Genomic DNA, 21,161 nt, shown 5'->3' with positions numbered 1-21,161 from the left:
CTCGCTGGAGAGCATGCGGTCGAAGTTGTTCTTCACGGGGCCGATTCCTGGGCGACTGTGGCAGGGGCGAACTCGGGCTTGAGCCGGCCGTTCTCGTCAAGCAGCCAGGCATCCATGACCTGGCGCACCACGGGGGCGGCGACGCCGGAGCCGGACTCGCCGTTCTCGACCATCACCGAGACCACGATCCGCGGATCGTCGGCCGGGGCAAAGGCGACGAACAGCGCATGGTCGCGGTGGCGTTCCTGGAGTTTGTTGCGGTCGTACTTCTCCCCCTGCTTGATCGCCACCACCTGAGCGGTACCGCTCTTGCCGGCGATGCGGTACTGCGAACCAATGGCGGCCTTGCGAGCGGTGCCGCGGGCGCCGTGCATCACCTGCTCCATGCCGTGAGTGACCCTGGCCCAGTCCGACTTGTCGCGCAGGACGATGTTTTCCATGGGGTTCTCGTCCACTGGGGGCTGGCCTTCGATGGTCTTGGCCAGGTGTGGACGGTTCCACACGCCTTTGTTGGCAATCAGCGCGGTGGCCTGGGCCAACTGCAGCGGCGTGGTCTGCATATAGCCCTGGCCGATGCCGAGGATCAGGGTTTCGCCGGGGAACCAGGCTTGGCGGCGGGTGGCGCGCTTCCATTCACGGGAAGGCATCAACCCGGGCGACTCCTCGAACATGTCCAGGGCGACCTTCTGCCCGATACCGAACTTGTTCATGTAGCTGGACAACCGATCGATCCCCATCTTGTGTGCAAGATCGTAGAAGTACGTGTCGTTTGATCGCATGATCGCCACATCCAGATCGACCCAGCCATCGCCGGTGCGGTTCCAGTTGCGGTATTTGTGATCGTAGTTGGGCAGTTGGTAGTAGCCCGGGTCGAACACCCGGCTGCCCGCCGTCACCACGCCGCTGTCCAGACCGGCGATCGCCACCGCCGGCTTGATGGTCGAGCCTGGCGGGTAGAGGCCGCGCAGCACGCGGTTGAACAGTGGCCGGTCGATCGAATCGCGTAGTTCGGCGTAAGCCTTGAAGCCGATGCCGGTGACGAACAGGTTGGGGTCGAAGCTCGGCTGGCTGACCATGGCCAGCACTTCGCCGGTGCGCGGATCGAGGGCGACGATGGCGCCACGGCGCCCGCCCAGAGCCTGCTCGGCAGCCTCCTGCAGCTTGATGTCCAGACTCAGCACGATGTCCTTGCCAGGCTTCGGGTCGGTGCGCTTGAGCACTCGCAGCACGCGGCCACGGGCGTTGGTCTCGACTTCCTCGTAGCCCACCTGGCCATGCAACTCGTCTTCGTAGAAGCGTTCGATGCCGGTCTTGCCGATGTGGTGGGTGCCGCTGTAGTTCACCGGGTCAAGGGTCTTGAGTTCCTTCTCGTTGATCCGTCCGACATAGCCCACCGAATGGGCGAAATGCGCACCCTGGGGATAATGGCGAACCAGTTGCGCCGCCACTTCCACGCCGGGCAAGCGGAACTGGTTGACCGCGATGCGGGCAATCTGCTCCTCGTTCAACTCGAACAGGATCGGCACCGGCTCGAATGGCCGACGCCCCTGTTTCATGCGCTTCTCGAACAGGGCACGGTCGTCGGGGGTGAGTTCGAGCACTTCGACGATCACATCCAGCACGTCTTGCCATTTGCCGGCATTGCCGGCGCGCTCGCGGGTCATCACCAGGCTGAAGCTGGGGCGGTTGTCCGCCACCACCACACCGTTACGGTCGAAAATCAGCCCTCGGGTCGGCGGAATCGGCTGCACATGCACCCGGTTGTTCTCCGAAAGCGTCGAGTGATAGTCGTACTGGATGACCTGCAGGTAATACAGCCGGGCGATCAGCACGCAGACGAGCAGCACCACCGCCACGGCGCCCACGACAACGCGGTTGCGCACCAGGCGGGCGTCTTTCTCGTGGTCCTTGAGGCGGATCTGCTGCGGCATCGGACAGGCTTACAGGTTCATTTGTGGTAGGGATGCCCGGACAACACGGTCCAGGCGCGGTAGATCTGCTCGCCGATGAGTATCCTTACCAATGGGTGCGGCAACGTCAGCGGCGACAGCGACCAGCGCTGTTCGCTGCGCGCGCAGACCTCCGGCGCCAGCCCCTCCGGGCCGCCCACCATCAGGTTGACCGTGCGCGCATCCAGGCGCCAACGGTCCAGCTCGCCCGCCAGTTGCTCGGTGCTCCAGGGCTTGCCATGGACCTCGAGGGTGACGATGCGTTCCCCAGGCTGCACCTTGCTCAGCATCGCCTCGCCCTCCTGACGGATCAGGCGGGCGACATCGGCATTCTTGCCGCGGGTGTTCAGCGGGATTTCCACCAGCTCCAGCGCAAGCTCCGGGGGCAGGCGCTTGGCATACTCATGCCAGCCTTCCTCGACCCACTTGGGCATGCGCGAGCCGACCGCGATCAGACGCAGACGCACGGCGCTTCCTTATTCCCGGTCCTTGAGCTTCTCGGAATACTCGTGGGCGTGTTCCGGGCTGTGGTGCTTGCCATCGGCGGCACGGCTTTGCTCGGCACCCTGCCACAGGCGCTCCAGGTCGTAGAACTGGCGGGCAGCGGCGGTCATCATGTGGACGATGACGTCGTTGAGGTCCAGCAGCACCCAATCACTGTCGCCCTTGCCTTCTTCGCCCAGCGGTTGAGCGCCCTTGGCCTTGACCGCCTCACGGACCTTTTCCGCCATGGCGTTGATCTGGCGGTTGGAGGTACCGGTGGCAATGATCATGTAGTCGGTCAGGCTGTGCTTTTCGCGCACGTCGATGACCTGGATGTCCTGGGCCTTGACGTCTTCCAGCGCGGCCTTGGTCACTGCGACCAGTTCTTCGCCGTAAATTTTCTGCTTGGTCATATAAAACTCGTTCAACTCATTGATTGAGGCACCAGCGGGCGCCGTCAGTTGGACACACGATACAGGTCGTGTGCCTCGATATAGGCCAGTACTGCGTCCGGCACCAGGAACCGCGCCGACTTGCCGCTGGCCAGCAGCTGTCGGATCTGTGTGGCGGACACCGCGAGCGGGGTCTGCCAGACGAACGAAATGTGCCCCGCCGGGCCGGACATGGCGGTGGGATCGCTCTCCGAGCGCGCCGCCAGCAAGTTGCGCAGCGCGTCGGGGGGTTCGACATCGGCATCCGGGCGTTGCAGCACCAGGATGTGACAGTGTTGCAGCAGTTCTTCCCAGCGATGCCAGCTGGGCAGGCCGCAGAACGCGTCCCAACCCAGCACCAGGAACAACTGGTCGTGCGCGTGCAGCTGCGCACGGATCGATTCAAGGGTGTCGATGGTGTACGACGGCTTGTCGCGGGCCAGCTCGCGGTCATCCACGCTCAGGCGCTCGACGCCCTGCACGGCACTACGCACCATGGCCAGGCGGTCCTGGGCCGACACCTGCGGCGTGTCGCGGTGCGGCGGGCGGGCGTTGGGCAGCAGGCGCAGTTCGTCGAGGCGCATGAACTCGGCCACTTCCAGCGCGCTGCGCAGGTGGCCGATATGCACCGGGTCGAAGGTCCCGCCGAGAATGCCGATACGCCGGACTGCCACCGCGTTGCTCAACTCAGCACGACTCCTGGCCGCGCAGCTGGCCGTCACCGATCACCACGTACTTCTCGCAGGTCAGGCCTTCCAGGCCGACCGGGCCGCGGGCGTGCAGCTTGTCGGTGGAGATGCCGATCTCCGCGCCCAGGCCGTACTCGAAGCCGTCGGCGAAGCAGGTCGGGGTGTTGAGCATGACCGATGCCGAGTCGACCTCGGCGATGAAACGCCGGGACTGCCCCTGGTGCTCGGTGATGATCGAGTCGGTGTGGTGCGAACCGTAGTGGTTGATGTGCTCGATGGCCTGCTCCAGACCGTCGACAACGCGGATCGACAGGATCGCGTCGAGGTATTCGGTGTGCCAGTCGTCTTCGCTGGCGGGCTTGGCGTCGATGATCGCCCGGGTGCGCTCGCAGCCGCGCAGCTCGACGCCCTTGTCGTGAAAGCGGCGGGCCATTTCCGGCAGGAAGCGCTCAGCCACGGCCTGGTCAACCAGCAGGGTTTCCATGGCGCCGCAGATGCCGTAGCGGTAGGTCTTGGCGTTGAAAGCCACGCGCCAGGCCTTGTCCAGATCGGCGTGGGCATCGACGAAGACATGGCAGATGCCGTCCAGGTGCTTGATCACTGGCACCCGGGCATCGCGACTGATGCGCTCGATCAGGCCACGACCGCCGCGCGGGACGATCACGTCGACGAACTCCGGCATGCTGATCAGCGCGCCCACGGCCTCACGGTCGGTGGTCTCGACCACCTGCACCACCGCCGGCGGCAGGCCGGCCTCGGCCAGGCCACGCTGGATGCAGGTGGCGATGGCGCGGTTGGAGTGGATGGCCTCGGAGCCGCCACGCAGGATGGTGGCGTTGCCCGACTTCAGGCACAGGCTGGCGGCGTCGATGGTCACGTTGGGGCGCGACTCGTAGATGATGCCGATCACACCCAGCGGCACGCGCATCTTGCCGACCTGGATGCCCGACGGACGGTAGCTCATGTCGCGGATGGCGCCGACCGGGTCCGGCAGGCTGGCCACCTGGCGCAGGCCGGTGATCATGCCGTCGATGCGTGCGGGGGTGAGCGCCAGGCGGTCGAGCAGCGCCGGCTCCAGGCCGTTCTTGCGACCGTTGGCCAAGTCCTGTTCGTTGGCTGCGGTGAGCGCGTCGCGGGCCGCGTCGAGGGCGTCGGCGGCGGCCTGCAGGGCGCGGTTCTTCTGCGCGGTGCTGGCACGGCCGATCACCCGCGAGGCCTCACGGGCGGCGCGACCCAGGCGGGTCATGTAGTCAAGAACGGACTCGGTCATGGGCTCGATGTCTTGGCAAAGGGGAAATCGGCTGATTATAACTGGAGCGCTCGGGTACGCCCAGCGGCGGGTGGCGGATGGTAGAAAATGCTGGAAGGAATGTGTAGGAAAGATGTAACCACCCGTATCGAAAAACACCCCAACCCCAGCAAGGAGAAAGCCGGCGCCCACGCCCTTTGGGGCATGCAGCCCGATGGCGGAAGCGGAAATGCCCTGCCATGGCGTCAATCTGATTCAGCCTCGATTAAGCCATTCATTGCTATCATCGCCGCCTTCACAGCCACGAACCGTGCGTATGTCCGCTCCAGCCCCCTGCCCGGCCCGGGCCTTGCCCGACAGCTTCTTCGACCGCGATGCCCAGACCCTCGCCCGCGAGCTGCTGGGCAAGGTCATCCGCCATCGCCACGGCGATCTCTGGCTGGCGGCGCGGATCATCGAGACCGAGGCCTACTACCTGACCGACAAGGGCAGCCACGCCTCCCTGGGCTTCACCGAGAAGCGCAAGGCGCTGTTCCTCGACGGCGGGCACATCTACATGTACTACGCCCGTGGCGGCGACTCGCTGAACTTCAGCGCCCACGGCCCAGGCAACGCGGTGCTGATCAAGTCCGCCTACCCGTGGACCGACGCCATGTCCGACGCTAACAGCCTGGCCCGGATGCAACTGAACAATCCCGACGCCAGCGGCAACCTGCGCCCTCCCGAGCGTCTGTGCAACGGCCAGACCTTGCTGTGCCGGGCCATGGGCCTGAAGGTGCCGCACTGGGACGCCCGGCGCTTCGACCCCGAGCGCCTGTATGTCGAGGACTGCGCCATACAGGTGCCGAGGGTGATCCAGACCACCCGCCTGGGCATCCCCCACGGCCGCGATGAACACCTGCCCTACCGCTTCGTCGATGCCGACTACGCGCGCTTCTGCACCCGAAACCCGCTGCGCCGCGGCCAGGTCGAAGGGAAAGACTTCTTCATGCTCGAACAAGGAAACTGAACCATGGGCCAATGGCTGGACAGCCTGACCGCCTGGCTTGGCGCCAACCCGCAGTGGCTGGGCCTGGCCATCTTCATCGTGGCCTGCGTTGAATGCCTGGCCATCGCCGGCATCATCGTGCCCGGCACCGTGCTGCTGTTCGCCGTCGCCGTGCTGGCCGGCAGCGGTGCCTTCAGCCTCGGCGAGACGTTGCTGCTGGGCTTCCTCGGCGGCGTGCTGGGCGATGCGATCTCCTACGGCATCGGCAAGTACTTCCACCAGAACATCCGCCGCCTGCCGCTGCTGCGCAGCCACCCGCAGTGGATCGGCAGCGCCGAGGCGTACTTCCAGCGCTACGGCATCGCCAGCCTGCTGGTCGGCCGCTTCATCGGCCCGCTACGGCCGATGCTGCCGATGGTTGCCGGCATGTTCGACATGCCGCTGCCGCGCTTCATCGCCGTGAGCCTGGTGGCCGGCGCCGGCTGGTCGGTGGCCTACCTGCTACCGGGCTGGGCCACCGGCGCGGCCATGCGCCTGCCACTGCCGGAAGGGTTCTGGCTGGACGCCGGAATCGTCGTCGGCACCCTGGCGGTACTGATCGGCCTGAGCCTGAGCACCAGCATCCGCGACCAGCGCCATGGCACACGCCTGATCGCCGCCCTCAGCGGCCTGGCCGTGGCGGCGTTGTTCATCGGCTGGCCATACCTGAACGAGTTCGACCAGGGCGTGATGACCCTGGTCCAGGAACACCGCAGCCAGGTCATCGACGGCGCCGTGGTGCTGATCACCCGCCTGGGCGACTTCCGCACCCAGTTCTTCCTGGGCGGCCTGCTCACCGGCCTGCTGCTGCTGGCCCGGCAATGGCGCCATGCCTTGTTCGCCGGGGCGACGCTGATCGGCACCGCCGCCGCCAATGGCACCTTGAAATGGCTGTTCGCCCGCGCCCGCCCCGAAGTGCTGGTCGATCCGCTGACCAGCTACAGCATGCCCAGCGGCCACAGCTCGGCGTCCTTCGCCTTCTTCCTGGTGCTGGCGGTACTGGCCGGTCGCGGGCAGCCACCGCGCATGCGCCTGACCTGGGTCATGCTGGGCTGCCTGCCGGCACTGGCGATCGCCTTGTCGCGGGTGTACCTCGGGGCGCACTGGCCGACCGACATCCTGGCCGGGGCACTGCTGGCGTGCTGCGTGTGCGCGGCGAGCCTGACCCTGGTACAGCATCGCCAGCCGCTGGTGGCGCTGCCGCAACGGGTGTGGTGGCTGGTGCTGCCGGCCTGCGTCGCGTTGCTGGCGTTCTTTGCCCTGCATGCACTGCCAAAGGCGTTGTTGCGTTACCAGTACTGATGCACTCGCGAGGTGTTGGAGCGGGCTTGGGCAGCTCAGGCGAACAACTCGCCCTGGATCCGCTCGAGCAGCGCCTGGATCGCCTCCAGCCTCAGCTGTGGCGAATCGATGGCCAGCAGGTCGAGCTTGTCCTCTTCCATGAAGGGCAGCAGGTACGCCAGCTGGTTGCCCAGCGACTGGCGCCCGTCCACGTCGCGTGGCATGTCCAGCGCCTCGACCATCGGGTGCTCGCCCAACGCCAGCAGCAAGGCCAGCAGGTCGTCGTCCTGCTCCACCAACGGACTGTCCGGCAGGTCCGCCAGCCATTGCACCTCGGCGAGCATCAGCTGGTCCTTCTGCACCTCGGTCTGCTCGACACGAAACCGCCGCACGCCCTCGACGCGAATACCCAGCAGGCCGTTGTCCTGCTGCACGAAATCGCGGATCAGCGCCTCGCAGCCGAGCGAGGCCACCACCGGCGGTGCCTTGCCCACCTGCTCGCCTTCAAGGATGCACACCACGCCGAAACCGGCACCCTGCTTCATGCAGCGGCCGATCATGTCCAGGTAGCGCGCCTCGAAGATCTGCAGGTCGAGCAGGCAACCGGGGAACAGCACGGTATTGAGGGGAAACAGCGGTAACGTCATCTCGACTCCTCAAGCCACCAGGCTGACCGCCAACGGCAGGAACACCGCCGTGGCCACCCCCATCAGGCTCATCGCCAGCGCGGCGAAGGCGCCGCATTCATCACTTTCCTGCAAGGCCACCGAAGTGCCCACCGCATGGGCGGTCACCCCTAGCGCCATGCCTCGCGCCTCGGGGCTGAGCACGCCGCATCGGGTCAACAGCGCCGGGCCGAAGATCGCACCGATCACCCCGGTGATCAGCACAAACACCGCGGCCAAGGCCGCCACACCGCCGATCTGCTCGGCCACCAGCATGGCGATCGGCGAAGTGACCGATTTCGGCGCCATGGTCATCAGGATCATGTGTTCGGCACCGAACCACCACCCCAGCGCCAGGCACGCCACGGTGGCGAACAGGCCTCCGACTACCAGCGTAGTAAAAGTCGGCCAGAACAGCTGCCGAATGCGCCGCAGGTTGAGGTAGAGCGGTACCGCCAGGGCCACGGTGGCCGGCCCCAGGAGGATGTTCATGATCTCGGTGCTCTTGCGGTATTCGGCGTAGTCGATGCCGCAGGCCAGGAGGATGCCGATCACTACCAGCATCGACACCAGCACCGGTTGCAGGAAGATCCAGCGGGTCTTCTCGTAGCCCGCCAGCACCAGCTGGTAGGCGGCCAACGTGATGCCGATGCCGAACAACGGATGATGGATGACCGCCTCGAGTGCGCCGTGCCAGTCGAGGATCATGGCTGCTCCTCGCGCTTGCCCTGGCGGTGGATCAGCTTCTGCATCAGCACGCCGACGAACACGAGGGTCAGCAGGCAGGAGATCAGCAAGGCCCCGACGATGGCCCAGAAGTCGGCGGCGATGTCCCTGGCGTAGACCATCACCCCCACCGCCGGCGGCACCAGCAGCAGCGGCAGGTAGCGCAACAGGCTGCCAGCGGCCTCGTTGAGCGGCTCGCCAACCTCGCCACGGGTCATCAGGAAGGCCATCAACAACAACAGACCGATGATGGGCCCGGGCAGGATGGGCAGCAACAGGTGGTTGATCGCCGTTCCCAGCAACTGGAACAGCACCAGCCAGGTCAAACCACGCAACAGCATATGGACCTCCCTCAGAGCATGGCGGCCATTATAAGCACGCTAAGCAACTGGCTATAAGGCGATATTCGGCGAAAAGCAGTCAACTTGACTGAAACGGTTCGCCGTGCTGATCTTGCACACTCGTACCAAATGACAATCTGGAGATGTCGCGATGCCCTATGTACCCGTTACAGAGCTTTCGCAGTACGTTGGCAAGGAACTGGGACGTTCCGCCTGGCTGAAGATCGATCAGCAACGCATCAACCTGTTCGCCGAGGCCACTGGCGATTTCCAGTTCATCCATGTCGATCCCGAAAAGGCGAAGAAAACGCCGTTCGGTACCACCATCGCCCATGGTTTCCTCACCCTGTCGCTGATCCCCAAGCTGATGGAAGACATCCTCGTGCTGCCCGAAGGACTGAAGATGGTGGTCAACTACGGCCTGGACAGTGTGCGCTTCATTCAACCGGTGAAGGTCGACAGCCAGGTGCGACTGAAGGTCGACCTGACCGACGCCACCGAGAAGAAACCGGGGCAGTGGCTGCTCAAGGCCACCGTCACCCTCGAGATCGAAGGCGAAGAAAAACCCGCCTACATCGCCGAACCGCTGTCGCTCTGCTTCGTTTGATACGCCCCTGGGGCCGCCACGCGGCCCCGATTCACGCACCCGCGCATTCTGCGGCATACTCGGCGCATCGATTGCCGCGGAACCCGCCATGCGCCCCCTGCTTCCCCTGACCTTGATCCTGTTGCTTGCCGCCTGCGGCGAAGGTGAACCGTTGTCGCCTCCGGACGCCCGGTTGCCCGACGGCGGCCGCTACCGCGGCCAGGTGGTCGATGGGCTGCTGCAAGGCGAGGGACGCATCGACTACCCCAACGGCAGCTGGTATGCCGGCACCTTCAAGGACGGCCAGTGGCATGGCCAAGGCGAATGGCATGGCAGCAACGGCGAGGTCTATCGCGGCCAGTTCAGTGCAGGCCTGTTCCAGGGGCTGGGCGACCTGACCACCCCCGGAAGCCATTATGCAGGCACCTTCAAGCATGGCCGACGCGACGGCGAGGGCACGCTCAAGCAGAACGACCAGACCTACCGCGGCCAGTTCAAGGACGACCAGTACGAAGGCGCCGGCCAACTCGAACTGGCCGACGGCAGCCGCTACCAGGGGCTGTTCGCCAAGGGCAAGCCCAATGGCGCCGGGGTGCGCAGCGACGCCAGCGGCAACCAGTTCAGCGGCCACTTCATCGACGGGCAGTTGCAAGGCGCCGGCACCTATGATAGCGCCGACGGCGAGCAGTACATCGGCGAATTCAAGGACAACCGCCTCGAAGGCCGGGGGCGCTACGAGAGCGCCGACGGCGACGTCTGGATCGGCGACTTCAAGGATGGATCACTGGTCGGCCAGGGCGAACTGCTGGGCAGCGACGGCAGCCGCTACAAGGGAGGTTTTCGCGACTGGCGCTTCGCCGGCAGCGGTACCTTGCAGCTGGCCGACGGCAGCCAGTACGTCGGCGGTTTCGCCGACGACACCTACCACGGTCGCGGCAAGCTGACCCACCCGGACGGACGGATCGAGAGCGGCACCTGGGTCAACGGCGTGCGCGTGCGCGATGCCCAGGGCAAACTGCTGCCCGACCCACTGGACCTGGCCTTGCTCAACCAGGGCAAGCTGCTGGCCGATGCCCTGGCCAAGGTGCCGGCGTCGGTGCCGCCGGTGCAGCTGTACAGCCTGGTGGTAGCCGGCGACGGCCAGCAGAGCGTATTCCTGCGCGAAGCCGACTATGTCAGCAACATGCTCAAGGTGCGCTTCGGCGCCCACGGCCAGGTGACCCTGGTCAACCATCGCGACCACCTGGCCGACCGCCCGATGGCCACCCGCGAGAACCTCACCCGCGCCGCCCGCACCCTGGCCGAGCGCAGCGGCCCCGAGGACCTGGTGTTCATCTACCTGACCAGCCATGGCAGCCATGACCACCAACTGGTCCTCGACCAGCCGCGCCTGCAACTGGCCGACCTCTCCGCGGACGAGCTGGCCAGCGCCCTGGCCCCGCTGAAAGACCGCGACAAGGTAATCGTCATCTCGGCCTGCTATTCGGGTGGCTACATCGCTCCGCTCAAGGACGACCGCACCCTGGTCATGACCGCCGCGCGCCCCGACCGGGTGTCGTTCGGCTGCTCCGAAGAAGCCGACTTCACCTATTTCGGCGACGCCCTGTTCGCCCAGGCGCTGAACCAGACTGACGACTTGAAACAGGCGTTTGAACTGGCGCGTCAAAGCGTTGCCGAAAGAGAACGAAGGGAGGGCTTCGAAGCCTCGGAGCCGCAGCTCTGGGCGCCGCCAGCAGTGATCAGCCACTGGCAGCGCCTGCGCCGCCAACAGGCCGAGCAAGCCCTGCGCAATGAAGCCCAGCCAGCTTCTGGGCAACAGGCAAAAACACCTGGTGCCCACTAAGCTGTGTAGTAACGAGGGAGAGACATCATGTACCTGACGCCTCAACATGTCCTGCTTGCCGGTGCCACGGGTCTGACGGGTGAACACCTGCTCGACCGCCTGCTCAACGAGCCCACCATCAGCCGCGTTCTGGCACCGACCCGCCGCCCCCTGGCCGAGCACCCGCACCTGGAAAACCCGGTGGGCGACCCGGCTGTGTTTCTCCCGCAACTGGCCGGCCGTGTCGATATCGCCTTCTGCTGCCTGGGCACCACGCTCAAGCAGGCCGGCTCGGAAAATGCGTTCCGCGCCGTCGACCTGGACATGGTCGTGGCCTTCAGCAAGCGTGCCCGCGAGATGGGCGCCCGCCACCTGCTGGTAATCAGCGCCTTGGGCGCCGATCCGAAATCGTCGGTCTTCTACAACCGGGTCAAGGGCGAGATGGAAGAGGCGCTCAAGCAGCAGGACTGGCCGCAGTTGACCATCGTGCGGCCTTCGCTGTTGCTGGGCGAGCGGATCGAGCCGCGTCTGGGGGAACGGATGGCGGCGCCCTTCGCCCGCCTGATACCGGGCAAGTACCGGGGCATCGAGGCCTGCACCCTGGCTCGGGCGCTGTGGCGTCTGGCGCTGGAAGAGGAAGATGGGATTCGGGTGGTTGAGTCCGACGAGCTGCGCAAGCTGGGGAAGAAATAGTCAGTCCTGAACCACGCCAATCGCCGGCAAGCCGGCGATTGTGCTGCACAGCAGCCCTTGGCTATCAAAGACCACCGGTGGCGTTAAAGCCCACCCCCGCCGCCGTCAACAACGACAACGGCAGCAGCAAGGTATCCAGCAACGCACTGCCCGGCAGGTCCAGCCCCGGATAGGCCGGCGCTTCGGCGCCAAAGCGGTCCAGGGGACAACAACCGCCGTTGATCACGTACAGGTCCAGGCGCGTCCCGGCATACACCACCGGCGCCCCCGGCTTGTTGGCGTCGAGGGTGCGCACCGTGGCGCAGCCGCCGAGCTGGACCAGTATCACCAGCCCCGCCAGCACCCGCTTCAATCATCGACCCCATAGTGATGCTCGCCCCAGCGCGGCAGCATGTCCTGCGGGATGTTCAGCAGATTGAGGATGCGCGCCACGACGAAATCGACCAGGTCGTCGATGCTCTGCGGCTGGTGGTAGAACCCCGGTGCCGCCGGCAGGATCACCGCGCCCATCTGCGACAGCTTGAGCATGTTCTCCAGGTGGATGGTGGAGAACGGCGCCTCGCGCGGCACCAGGATCAATTGCCGACGCTCCTTGAGGGTCACGTCGGCGGCGCGCTCGATCAGGTTGTTGCAGGCGCCCGTGGCGATCGCCGAAAGGGTCCCGGTGGAACAGGGCACCACCACCATCGCCGCCGGCGCGCCGGAGCCCGAGGCCACCGGCGACATCCAGTCTTCCTTGCCGTACACGCGGATCTGTCCGTCGGCCGCGCCAGTGTACTCGGTGAGGAACGCCTGCATGGCCTGGGGCTTGGCCGGCAGCAGCACGTCGGTCTCGGTGGCCATCACCAGTTGCGCGGCCTTGGAGACGAGGAAGTGCACCTCGCGCTCCTCACGCACCAGGCAGTCGAGCAGACGCAGGCCATACTGCGCGCCGGAGGCGCCGGTCATGGCCAGGGTGATGCGTTCCGGCCCGCTCACTTCAGCGCCTCGGCCAGCTTGCCGTGCAGGCCACCGAAGCCGCCGTTGCTCATGATCACCACATGGGTGCCCGGACGGGCCTGGCCCTTGATGCGCTCGATGATGGCTTCAAGGCTGTCGGCCACCACGCTCGGCACCTTGCACTGCGCGGCGGTGCCCGCCAGGTCCCAGCCCAGGTTGGGCGGCGCGTACCAGATCACCTGGTCGGCGTCGTTGACGCTTTCCGGCAGGCCATCGCGGTGGGCACCGAGCTTCATGGAGTTGGAGCGCGGCTCGATCACCGCAATCACCGGTGCCTCGCCGACGCGCTTGCGCAGACCGTCGAGGGTGGTGGCGATGGCGGTCGGGTGGTGAGCGAAGTCGTCATAGATGGTCACGCCCTGCACTTCGGCGACCTTCTCCATGCGCCGCTTGACGCTCTTGAACGCGCTCAGGCCTTCGATGCCCATGGCCGGCGCCACGCCGACATGACGGGCGGCGGCCAAGGTAGCCAGGGCGTTGGCGACGTTGTGCTGACCGGTCAACGCCCAATCCACCACACCCTGCGCCTGACCTTCGAACAGCACCTCGAAACGCGAGCCGTCGGCGCTGAGCAGCCGCGCCTGCCATTGCCCGCCTTCGCCGGTGGTCTGCACCGGGGTCCAGCAGCCCATGCCGATGACCCGCTCCAGCGCCTGCTCGGTGGTCGGGTGGATGACCAGGCCTTCGCTGGGGATGGTGCGCACCAGATGGTGGAACTGCCGCTCGATGGACGCCAGGTCGGGGAAGATATCCGCGTGATCGAACTCCAGGTTGTTGAGGATCGCGGTGCGCGGGTGGTAGTGGACGAACTTGGAGCGTTTGTCGAAGAAGGCGCTGTCGTATTCGTCGGCCTCGACCACGAAGAACGGCGTTGCGCCCAGGCGCGCCGACACCGAGAAGTTCTGCGGCACGCCGCCGATCAGGAAGCCCGGGCTCATGCCAGCGTGTTCCAGAACCCAGGCCAGCATGCTGCTGGTGGTGGTCTTGCCGTGGGTACCGGCCACGGCCAATACCCAGCGGCCCTGCAGCACATGGTCGGCCAGCCACTGCGGGCCGGACACATAGGTCAGGCCTTTGTTCAGCACGTACTCCACCGCCGGGTTGCCCCGCGACATGGCGTTGCCGATCACCACCAGGTCAGGTGCCGGCTCCAGCTGGGCCGGGTCGTAGCCCTGGGTCAGCTCGATGCCCTGGGCCTCGAGCTGGGTGCTCATCGGGGGATAGACGTTGGCGTCGGAGCCGGTGACGCGGTGGCCCAGCTCCTTGGCCAGCACGGCCAGCGAACCCATGAAAGTGCCGCAAATACCGAGAATATGAATGTGCATGATCGACCTCGCAAAACGTCGAGGCAGGGTAGCCCAGGGCGAGGGAAATCGCACTCGCTGTTTCGCTCATCCGACCCTGGCGATGCCGTGTTTGCGCAGTTTTCGATACAAGGTATTGCGGCTGATGCCCAACTGCTCGGCGACATGGGTCAAGTGCCAGCGGTTTGCCTCCAGTACGGTGAGCAGTGCATCGCGCTCGGCGTATAGGAGCGGCCTTGTGCCGCGACAGGGCTGCGCAGCAGCCCCGGCGTTTTCGGGATCCTGGGGCCGCTCTGCGGCCCTTTCGCGACACAAGGCCGCTCCTGCGGAGGCCGCGCCATTGCGAACAATTGCCGGGAGATCGGAAAACTCGATGTGCGCGCCTTCGCACAACGCCACCAAGGTACGCAGCACATTCCTCATCTGCCGCACGTTACCCGGCCAGGTGAAGTCCAACAGCGCCTGGCGGGTGGCCGGGTCGAGGCCGATGGCCTGGCCCTCGGTCTCCTGCGCCAGCAGGAAGTCCAGCAACTGCGCCTTGTCGCTGCGCTCGCGCAGCGCCGGCAGGGCGACTTCCAGGCCATTGAGGCGGTAGTAGAGGTCTTCGCGGAAACCGCCCTGCGCCACCCGTTCCAGCAGGTCACGGTGGGTGGCGCTGACGATCCGCACATCCACCGCCTGCGGCTCGCCGCCAATGGGCACCACCTGACGCTCCTCGAGCACCCGCAACAGGCGGGTCTGCAGCGCCAGCGGCATGTCGCCGATCTCGTCCAGCAGCAAGGTGCCGCCATCGGCCTGCAACAGCTTGCCGCGCATGCCCTCCTTGCGCGCGCCGGTGAAGCTGCCGCCGCGATAGCCGAACAGCTCGCTTTCGATCAAGCTCTCGGGAATCGACGCGCAGTTGATTGCCACGAACGGCTTGTGCCGACGCGAGCTGGCCTGGTGCACGGCCTGGGCGAAGGCCTCCTTGCCGCAGCCGGTCTCGCCGCGCAGCAGCAGGGGCACATCGCGCTCGAACACCCGCACGGCACGACGAAAGTCCTCGCGCAGGGCTGGGTCGAGCAGGCAAATGCCGGGGGCACTGGCGTGGGGCAAGGCCACCGGCACCGACCACACCGGCGCACGGGCCTGGCCACGCAGGCTGGCGAACACCTGGCGGCCATCGCGGGTGTGCAGCGGCCAGGCGCTGCTGCCCTGGGGCGTGGCGCGACTGAACAGCTCGTCGTGGCTGCAGGCGAAGAACCTGTCCAGCGGCTTGCCCAGCACGCCGCCACGGATGGTGCCCAGCAGGTTCAAGGCGCTCTGGTTGGCGGCGCAGATCCGCCCGTCACCGTCAAAGGCCAGCAACCCTTCGCTGAACAGGCCGACCGACTCCGCCTGCAGGTGGAAGCGCAGCAACCACTGCTGCTCGAAATGACGCAGGAAATAGCAGCTTTCGATCATCTTCGCCGACAGGTTGACCAGGGCCATGGTGTGGAACTGGCTCTGGCGCGACACATCCGGCCGTGCCGACGATACGTCGAGCACCGCCAGCAGCTCGCCATGGGGGTCGAATACCGGGCTGGCCGAGCAGGTCAGGCCGGTGTGTCGGCCACGGAAATGTTCGTCCCGGTGAATGGTCAGGGCCTGGCGCTCGACCAGGCAGGTGCCGATGCCGTTGGTGCCCTCGCGGGCTTCGCTCCAGTCGGCGCCCAACCACAGCCCGGCGCGCTCGAAAATACGCCGCTCGCCGGGGGCGCAGACGCAGTTGAGGATCACCCCGCGGGCGTCGGTCAGCAGCACCGCGTGACCGCTGCCTGAGAGCTGCTGGTGCAGGCTGTTCATCTCGTTGTCGGCGATCTGCAGCACCTGGTGCAGACGCTCGCGGCTCTCCAGCAGGCGGCCGTGCTCGAGCACCACCGGGGCCTGGGCCCGGGCCGGATCGAGGTGGTAATCTTCGAGGCAGCGCAGCCAGGAGCGGGCGATCGACGGGTCGCTGCCCGGCCCGCTGGCCTGGCCGTGGGCGACCGTGAGCACTTGCTGGGCATGGCGACTGAACGGGTTGCTCTGCATTTGTAGTTGTTCTCCGCAGATAGAGCGTGTTGCCAGCATCCTCCAGGCGGCAACGCTTTGCAATGCTGCACTGACCCTGTGGTCACAGGTTGTGTCGTAAACGGTACAAAGTGTCACCCAGGCCGTGTCGGCCCTGGCACAGGGCGGCGCCAGCCACTGCCCGATCTTGACCCAAGTCATTGATACACAAGGCCCTCCAGGCACTGGCCCGACCTTTGCTCTACGCTAGGAAACTCCGCAACAATCACAATGACCAGGAGACACACCATGCGTTACGCACATCCCGGTACCGAGGGCGCGAAGGTTTCCTTCAAGAGCCGCTACGGCAACTACATCGGTGGTGAGTTCGTTCCTCCGGTAAAGGGTGAGTACTTCACCAACACCTCGCCAGTGAACGGCCAGCCGATCGCCGAATTCCCCCGTTCCGGCGCCGAAGACATCGAAAAGGCCCTCGACGCCGCCCATGCCGCCGCCGACGCCTGGGGCCGCACCTCGGTACAGGACCGCTCCAACGTCCTGCTGCGCATCGCCGACCGCATCGAGCAGAACCTCGAACTGCTGGCCATCACCGAGACCTGGGACAACGGCAAGCCGATCCGCGAAACCCTCAACGCCGACATCCCGCTGGCGGTCGATCACTTCCGCTACTTCGCCGGCTGCATCCGCGCCCAGGAAGGCGGCGCCGCCGAGATCAACGAAACCACCGTGGCCTACCACATCCACGAGCCACTGGGCGTGGTCGGGCAGATCATCCCGTGGAACTTCCCGCTGCTGATGGCCGCCTGGAAGCTGGCCCCGGCCCTGGCCGCCGGCAACTGCGTGGTGCTCAAGCCCGCCGAGCAGACGCCGCTGGGCATCACCGTGCTGCTGGAGCTGATCGGCGACCTGTTGCCCAAGGGCGTGCTCAACGTGGTGCAAGGCTATGGCCGCGAGGCGGGTGAAGCCCTGGCCACCAGCAAGCGCATCGCCAAGATCGCCTTCACCGGCTCCACCCCGGTCGGCGCGCACATCATGAAATGCGCGGCCGAAAACATCATCCCGTCCACCGTCGAACTGGGCGGCAAGTCGCCCAACGTCTACTTCGAGGACATCATGCAGGCCGAGCCTGCCTTCATCGACAAGGCCGCCGAAGGCATGGTGCTGGCGTTCTTCAACCAGGGCGAGGTGTGCACCTGCCCGTCGCGCGCCCTGGTGCAGGAGTCGATCTACCCGCAGTTCATGGAAGTGGTGATGAAGAAGGTCCTGCAGATCAAGCGCGGCGACCCGCTGGACACCGACACCATGGTCGGCGCCCAGGCATCCCAGCAGCAGTTCGAGAAGATCCAGTCGTACCTGAAGATTGCCCAGGAAGAAGGCGCCGAGCTGCTCACCGGCGGCAAGGTGGAGCAGCTCGAAGGCGCGCTGGCCAGCGGGTACTACATCCAGCCGACCCTGCTCAAGGGCAACAACAAGATGCGTGTGTTCCAGGAAGAGATCTTCGGCCCGGTGGTCAGCGTCACCACCTTCAAGGACGAAGCCGAGGCCCTGGCCATCGCCAACGACACCGAGTTCGGCCTCGGTGCCGGCGTGTGGACCCGCGACATCAACCGCGCCTATCGCATGGGCCGCGGTATCAAGGCCGGCCGCGTGTGGACCAACTGCTACCACCTGTACCCGGCGCATGCCGCGTTCGGTGGCTACAAGAAGTCCGGCGTCGGCCGCGAAACCCACAAGATGATGCTCGACCACTACCAGCAGACCAAGAACCTGCTGGTGAGCTACGACATCAACCCGCTGGGCTTCTTCTAACAAGAGCAGCTTCAAGTTCCAAGCTTCAAACGACAAGAAAAGCAGGCCGAATGCGGGCTGCTTTTTCTTGAAGCTTGCGGCTTGGGGCTTGCAGCTGCCCCTTGGCCCGCTTTCTGCAAAACGAATCACCAGTGGCCGGCAGTCCCTCCGGCAACCTAAGAAAAACAACAGGTGAACCCTATGCCAAGCGATCATTCCGGCAGCGCGCCGGCGAGCTCCTCCGTCGACTTCGAAAAAGTCGGATCGGACTATTTCCAGCAACGTGAACTGAAAAAAGGCGCCGCCGGCTGGGTCCTGCTGGTGGGCCTGGGCGTGGCCTACGTGATTTCCGGCGACTACGCCGGGTGGAACTTCGGCTTGGCCCAGGGCGGCTGGGGCGGCATGTTCCTCGCCACCCTGCTGATGGCCACGATGTATTTGTGCATGTGCTTCTCCCTGGCCGAACTGTCGTCGATGATCCCCACCGCTGGCGGCGGCTATGGCTTCGCCCGCAGCGCCTTCGGTCCCTGGGGCGGGTTCCTCACCGGCACGGCGATCCTCATCGAGTACGCTATTGCCCCCGCGGCCATCGCCGTGTTCATCGGCGCCTACTGCCAGTCGTTGTTCGGCATCGGCGGCTGGATGATCTACCTGGCCTTCTACATCGTGTTCATCGGCATCCATATCTTCGGGGTGGGCGAGGCGCTGAAGCTGATGTTCATCATCACCGCCGTCGCCGCCATCGCCCTGGCGGTGTTCCTGATCGGCATGGTGCCCCATTTCGATGCAGCCAACCTGTTCGACATCGCCAAGACCGACGCAGTCGGTGCCAGCAGCTTCCTGCCGTTCGGCTATGTGGGGGTGTGGGCGGCGATTCCCTACGCGATCTGGTTCTTCCTCGCGGTCGAGGGCGTGCCGCTGGCCGCTGAAGAGACCAAGAACCCGAAACGCGATCTGCCCCGCGGCCTGATCGGCGCGATGCTGGTGCTGCTGGCCTTCGCCCTGCTGATTCTGGTGGTCGGCCCCGGCGGCGCCGGCTCCGAAGCCCTCAAGGCCTCGGGCAACCCGCTGGTCGAGGCACTGTCCAAGGCCTACGGCGGCTCCACCTGGATGGGCGGCTTCGTCAACCTGGTGGGCCTGGCCGGCCTGATCGCTAGTTTCTTCTCGATCATCTACGCCTATTCGCGGCAGATCTTCGCGCTTTCCCGTGCCGGCTACCTGCCGCGCAAGCTGTCGGAAACCAACAAGAGCAAGGCCCCGGTGCTGGCCCTGGTGATCCCCGGCATCATCGGCTTCGCCCTGTCACTGACCGGCCAGGGCGACCTGCTGATCCTGGTGGCGGTGTTCGGCGCGACGTTGTCCTACGTGCTGATGATGGCCGCGCACATCACCCTGCGCATCCGCCGCCCGAAAATGGAGCGTCCGTATCGCACGCCCGGCGGCATCTTCACCTCGGGCGTTGCCCTGGTGCTGGCCTGCATCGCCGTGGTCGCCGGGTTCCTGGTCGATCCAAGGGTGGTGATTGGCGCTGCAGTGATCTATGCAGTATTAATTGCCTACTTTGCTTTCTACAGCCGTCACCACCTGGTGGCCGGTACCCCGGAAGAGGAATTCGCCGCGATCCAGAAGGCCGAAGAGGCCCTGCACTGATTGCCGACTTGCGCCGCAGGCCAGGCCTGCGGCGCCCTGGAGATTCTGTATGGCAAGTTTCACGCATACGGTGGGCCACCAGGTCTACCGCTTCGACAGCCTCAAAGAGGTGATGGCCAAGGCCAGTCCGGCGCGCTCTGGCGACTACCTGGCAGGGGTCGCCGCCAGCAACGACGGCGAGCGGGTGGCGGCGCAGATGGCCCTGGCCAACATCCCGCTCAAGCACTTCCTCAACGAGGCGCTGATTCCCTATGAACAGGACGAAGTCACCCGCCTGATCGTCGACACCCACGACCCGCAAGCTTTCGCTGCGGTCAGCCATCTGACCGTCGGTGGGCTGCGCGACTGGCTGCTCAGCGAGCAAGCCGACGAGCACAGCTTGCGCGCCCTGGCGCCGGGCCTGACGCCGGAAATGGCGGCGGCGGTTTCGAAAATCATGCGCGTGCAGGACCTGGTGCTGGTGGCGCAGAAAATCCGCGTGGTCACCGCCTTTCGCGGCACCATGGGGCTGCGCGGACGGCTGTCGACGCGCCTGCAGCCCAACCACCCGACCGACGAGCCGGCCGGCATCGCCGCAAGCATCCTTGACGGCCTGCTGTACGGCAATGGCGATGCCATGATCGGCATCAACCCGGCCACCGACAGTATCGCCTCGATCTGCGCGCTGCTGGAGATGCTCGATGCGATCATCCAGCGCTACGACATTCCCACCCAATCCTGCGTGCTGACCCACGTCACCACCTCGATCGAGGCGATCAACCGTGGCATGCCGCTGGACCTGGTGTTCCAGTCCATCGCCGGCACCGAGGCGGCCAACGCCGGCTTCGGCATCAACCTCAACGTGCTTCAGGAAGGCTACGAGGCAGGCCTGTCGCTCAAGCGCGGCAAGGTCGGGCAGAACCTGATGTACTTCGAGACCGGCCAGGGCAGCGCGCTGTCGTCCAACGCGCACCATGGCGTCGACCAGCAGACCTGCGAGACCCGCGCCTACGCCGTGGCCCGCCACTTCAAGCCGTTCCTGGTCAACACCGTGGTTGGTTTCATCGGCCCGGAATACCTGTACAACGGCAAGCAGATCATCCGCGCCGGCCTCGAGGACCATTTCTGCGGCAAGCTGCTGGGCGTGCCGATGGGCTGCGACATCTGCTACACCAACCACGCCGAAGCCGACCAGGACGACATGGACACCCTGCTGACCCTGCTGGGCGTGGCCGGGATCAACTTCATCATGGGCATCCCCGGCTCGGACGACATCATGCTCAACTACCAGACCACCTCGTTCCACGACGCGCTCTACGCGCGCCAGACCCTGGGGCTGAAGCCCGGGCCGGAATTCGAGGCGTGGCTGGAGCGCACCGGCATCTTCACCCAGGCCGACGGCCGCATCCGCTTCGGCGACAACCTGCCGCCGGCCTTCCGCCAGGCCCTGGCGCAGCTTGCATAGGGA

Annotated in this window: 20 protein-coding genes; 8 read left to right on the top strand and 12 right to left on the bottom strand. The window is 65.8% G+C overall.

From position 1 onward, the window contains the following. Positions 1-32: 32 nt before the first annotated feature. The 5 genes from mrdA to AC25ND_RS19920 are packed head-to-tail and all read right to left on the bottom strand — an operon-like array spanning position 33 to position 4,822. Positions 33-1,931 (bottom strand): penicillin-binding protein 2, encoded by a 1,899-nt coding sequence (gene mrdA, locus AC25ND_RS19940; RefSeq protein WP_046857281.1) that lies wholly within the window; start codon positions 1,929-1,931, stop codon positions 33-35. Positions 1,932-1,948: 17 nt separating this feature from the next. Further along, positions 1,949-2,416, bottom strand: a complete 468-nt coding sequence (gene rlmH / locus AC25ND_RS19935) for a 23S rRNA (pseudouridine(1915)-N(3))-methyltransferase RlmH (protein WP_023631106.1) — start codon at positions 2,414-2,416, stop codon at positions 1,949-1,951. Positions 2,417-2,425: 9 nt separating this feature from the next. Next, a complete protein-coding gene (rsfS, locus tag AC25ND_RS19930; protein WP_028690385.1) occupies positions 2,426-2,845 on the bottom strand; it encodes a ribosome silencing factor in 420 nt (139 codons plus the stop codon). Positions 2,846-2,889: 44 nt separating this feature from the next. Continuing rightward, the gene (nadD, locus tag AC25ND_RS19925; protein ID WP_028690384.1) at positions 2,890-3,549 is read right to left on the bottom strand and encodes a nicotinate-nucleotide adenylyltransferase; all 660 of its coding nucleotides are present in this window, start codon (positions 3,547-3,549) and stop codon (positions 2,890-2,892) included. Position 3,550: 1 nt separating this feature from the next. After that, on the bottom strand, positions 3,551-4,822 hold the full coding sequence (locus AC25ND_RS19920) for a glutamate-5-semialdehyde dehydrogenase (RefSeq protein WP_028690383.1): 1,272 nt from the start codon (positions 4,820-4,822) through the stop codon (positions 3,551-3,553). A gap of 295 nt (positions 4,823-5,117) precedes the next feature. On the opposite strand from AC25ND_RS19920, the gene AC25ND_RS19915 reads away from it, so the two are divergent. Both AC25ND_RS19915 and AC25ND_RS19910 read left to right on the top strand, forming a co-directional pair. Beyond that, on the top strand, positions 5,118-5,810 hold the full coding sequence (locus AC25ND_RS19915) for a DNA-3-methyladenine glycosylase (protein WP_069016293.1): 693 nt from the start codon (positions 5,118-5,120) through the stop codon (positions 5,808-5,810). A gap of 3 nt (positions 5,811-5,813) precedes the next feature. After that, a complete protein-coding gene (locus AC25ND_RS19910) occupies positions 5,814-7,130 on the top strand; it encodes a bifunctional DedA family/phosphatase PAP2 family protein (RefSeq protein WP_028690381.1) in 1,317 nt (438 codons plus the stop codon). 35 nt (positions 7,131-7,165) lie between these two features. On the opposite strand, the gene AC25ND_RS19905 is transcribed toward AC25ND_RS19910, so the two are convergent. From AC25ND_RS19905 to AC25ND_RS19895, 3 genes are read right to left on the bottom strand one after another with little or no spacing between them, the layout of a single operon-like run. Beyond that, a complete protein-coding gene (locus AC25ND_RS19905; RefSeq protein ID WP_028690380.1) occupies positions 7,166-7,756 on the bottom strand; it encodes an LON peptidase substrate-binding domain-containing protein in 591 nt (196 codons plus the stop codon). 9 nt (positions 7,757-7,765) lie between these two features. Then, complete coding sequence (locus tag AC25ND_RS19900) at positions 7,766-8,482, bottom strand: LrgB family protein (protein WP_028690379.1); 717 nt, start codon at positions 8,480-8,482, stop codon at positions 7,766-7,768. Next, entirely contained in the window at positions 8,479-8,841 is a 363-nt protein-coding gene (locus AC25ND_RS19895; protein ID WP_028690378.1) for a CidA/LrgA family protein, read from the bottom strand. Before AC25ND_RS19895 ends, AC25ND_RS19900 begins: the two co-directional genes overlap by 4 nt. 151 nt (positions 8,842-8,992) lie before the next feature. Here AC25ND_RS19895 and AC25ND_RS19890 point away from each other — a divergent pair, with 151 nt between their 5' ends. The 3 genes from AC25ND_RS19890 (at position 8,993) to AC25ND_RS19880 (ending at position 11,942) form a co-directional block, all read left to right on the top strand. Beyond that, complete coding sequence (locus AC25ND_RS19890; RefSeq protein ID WP_028690377.1) at positions 8,993-9,448, top strand: MaoC family dehydratase; 456 nt, start codon at positions 8,993-8,995, stop codon at positions 9,446-9,448. A gap of 88 nt (positions 9,449-9,536) precedes the next feature. Beyond that, entirely contained in the window at positions 9,537-11,270 is a 1,734-nt protein-coding gene (locus AC25ND_RS19885) for a C13 family peptidase (RefSeq protein WP_028690376.1), read from the top strand. A 27-nt stretch (positions 11,271-11,297) separates the two neighbouring features. After that, entirely contained in the window at positions 11,298-11,942 is a 645-nt protein-coding gene (locus tag AC25ND_RS19880; protein ID WP_028690375.1) for an oxidoreductase, read from the top strand. A gap of 64 nt (positions 11,943-12,006) precedes the next feature. On the opposite strand, the gene AC25ND_RS19875 is transcribed toward AC25ND_RS19880, so the two are convergent. From AC25ND_RS19875 to AC25ND_RS19860, 4 genes are all read right to left on the bottom strand, one after another. Then, positions 12,007-12,294: a YceK/YidQ family lipoprotein gene (locus AC25ND_RS19875; protein ID WP_028690374.1), complete on the bottom strand. Its 288-nt coding sequence runs from the start codon at positions 12,292-12,294 to the stop codon at positions 12,007-12,009. Further along, the gene (ubiX, locus tag AC25ND_RS19870; protein WP_028690373.1) at positions 12,291-12,920 is read right to left on the bottom strand and encodes a flavin prenyltransferase UbiX; all 630 of its coding nucleotides are present in this window, start codon (positions 12,918-12,920) and stop codon (positions 12,291-12,293) included. The genes AC25ND_RS19875 and ubiX overlap by 4 nt, the downstream gene beginning before the upstream one ends. Further along, on the bottom strand, positions 12,917-14,266 hold the full coding sequence (gene mpl, locus AC25ND_RS19865) for a UDP-N-acetylmuramate:L-alanyl-gamma-D-glutamyl-meso-diaminopimelate ligase (RefSeq protein ID WP_486976541.1): 1,350 nt from the start codon (positions 14,264-14,266) through the stop codon (positions 12,917-12,919). Before mpl ends, ubiX begins: the two co-directional genes overlap by 4 nt. A 66-nt stretch (positions 14,267-14,332) precedes the next feature. Further along, positions 14,333-16,297 (bottom strand): sigma-54-dependent Fis family transcriptional regulator, encoded by a 1,965-nt coding sequence (locus AC25ND_RS19860; protein WP_486976540.1) that lies wholly within the window; start codon positions 16,295-16,297, stop codon positions 14,333-14,335. A 267-nt stretch (positions 16,298-16,564) separates the two neighbouring features. On the opposite strand from AC25ND_RS19860, the gene exaC reads away from it, so the two are divergent. From exaC to AC25ND_RS19845, 3 genes are all read left to right on the top strand, one after another. Further along, positions 16,565-18,085, top strand: a complete 1,521-nt coding sequence (gene exaC, locus AC25ND_RS19855) for an acetaldehyde dehydrogenase ExaC (RefSeq protein WP_028690370.1) — start codon at positions 16,565-16,567, stop codon at positions 18,083-18,085. 180 nt (positions 18,086-18,265) lie between these two features. Next, the gene (gene eat / locus AC25ND_RS19850; protein ID WP_028690369.1) at positions 18,266-19,714 is read left to right on the top strand and encodes an ethanolamine permease; all 1,449 of its coding nucleotides are present in this window, start codon (positions 18,266-18,268) and stop codon (positions 19,712-19,714) included. A gap of 49 nt (positions 19,715-19,763) precedes the next feature. After that, positions 19,764-21,158 (top strand): ethanolamine ammonia-lyase subunit EutB, encoded by a 1,395-nt coding sequence (locus tag AC25ND_RS19845; protein ID WP_028690368.1) that lies wholly within the window; start codon positions 19,764-19,766, stop codon positions 21,156-21,158. Positions 21,159-21,161: the final 3 nt, after the last annotated feature.

The sequence above is a fragment of the Pseudomonas sp. P110(2024) genome (assembly GCF_057480795.1).
The sequence above is the reverse complement of the archived record's forward strand: the minus strand, read 5'-3'. Positions and strand labels throughout refer to the sequence as shown.